Origin of the sequence: Rhodococcus sp. UFZ-B548 (assembly GCF_903819475.1) — a bacterium.
GTDB lineage: Bacteria > Actinomycetota > Actinomycetes > Mycobacteriales > Mycobacteriaceae > Rhodococcus_F > Rhodococcus_F erythropolis.
The window spans coordinates 1-1,721 of the sequence record NZ_CAIJDS010000140.1; the positions used below are offsets into that span (position 1 = coordinate 1).

Here is a 1,721-nt window from a genome sequence, read left to right on the forward strand (position 1 = left end):
GTCGCATTGAGCGAATTACCACCCAACTCGAAGAAATCATCATCGACACCAACCCGCGACTCACACCCCAAAACCACCGCAAAAGCAGCAGCCACCACCAACTCCGAAGCAGAACCAGGCGCCCGAAACACCCGCACACCGAAAACAGGCTCCGGCAACGCCTTCCGATCCAACTTCCCCGCACTCGACAACGGGAACTCGTCAACAACAACCACCACATCCGGAACCATGTACGACGGAAGCACCAACCCCACCGCAGCCCGCGCCCCCACCGAATCCACCGAAACTTCCGCATCGACCGAGAATCCAGCCGTCACATACCCGACCAGACGACTCCCCCCATGCACCACCACCACAGCACCCGAAACACCCGGCAACGCACCCAACGCCGACTCGATCTCACCGAGCTCGATCCGCACCCCACGAATCTTCACCTGAAAATCCGACCGACCCAAATACACCAAAGACCCAGCAGCACTCCACAACACACGATCACCCGTGCGATACATCCGAGCACCCACCACAAACGGATTCGCCACAAACCGATCCGACGTCAAATCCGGACGCCGATGATAACCACGAGCCAACTGCGCACCATCGAGATACAACTCACCCGCAACACCCACCGGCACGGGACGCAACCGCGAATCCAACACATACCCACGCGTATTCCACACCGGCGTCCCGATCGGCACCACCCCCGACACCGAACCCACAATCCGATGCGCCGTCGTCGTAATCGCCGCCTCCGTCGGACCGTACGTGTTATGCACCGCGGCCGACGTCAACGAACCCAACGCCACCGCAAGCTCCGGCGACAACTCCTCACCACCGGCAAACAAATGCCGCAACGAACCCAACGCACCACCAAAACCATCAGCCACCAACGCCGCAAGCACCGACGGAACGAACTCCGCCACCGAAATCGCATGCTCGACCATCACACCCGCAAGATAATCCAACTCACGATGCCCACCCGGCCGCGTCACCACCAACCGCGCACCCACCGTCAACGGCAAAAACGACTCCCACACCGACACATCGAACGTGAACGGCGCACGCGCCATCACCCGATCATCAGCACCCACCCCGTACTCCCCAGCCAACCACGCCAACTGATTGACAATCGCCCCATGACTGACCGACACCCCCTTCGGCCGACCCGTCGAACCCGACGTGAACATCACATACGCCGCATTACCCGACCGCAACGGCGCAACCCGATCACCATCAGAAACCCGACCACCCGAAAACCCGCCCACATCAAGACCATCGAGAACAACAACATCCACACCCACAGGCAACACACCCACAAACGCAGAAACAGTCAACACGAGCTGCGGCGCAGCCGAATCAACCACAAACCCGATCCGGCCCACCGGCAACTCCGGATCAATCGGCACATACGCACCACCCGCAGCAACAACCGCATGCATCGCCACGATCATCTCCACCGAACGCTCCACCGCAAGACCCACCAAAACATCCGGCCCCACACCACGCCCGATCAACCACCGCGCCAACCGATTCACCCGCACACCGAACTCGGCATACGACAACACCACATCACCGAACACCACAGCCACACGACCCGACGACACCTCAACCGAAGCCGCCACCAAATCCGCCAACGTCACACCGTCAACACAACGATCCGTCTCATTCACACCCCCCAACACCAACCCACGCTCCACCACAGACTCCACCTCGAACATCTCGAC

General features: G+C 60.5%; 1 protein-coding gene. It reads right to left on the bottom strand.

Features of this window, described 5'->3' with window-relative positions; genetic code table 11:
• Window positions 1-1,667 (bottom strand): amino acid adenylation domain-containing protein (locus tag H7C86_RS36830; protein WP_259349445.1); only part of this gene is annotated, 1,667 nt, incomplete at its 3' end.
• Window positions 1,668-1,721 lie beyond the last annotated feature (54 nt).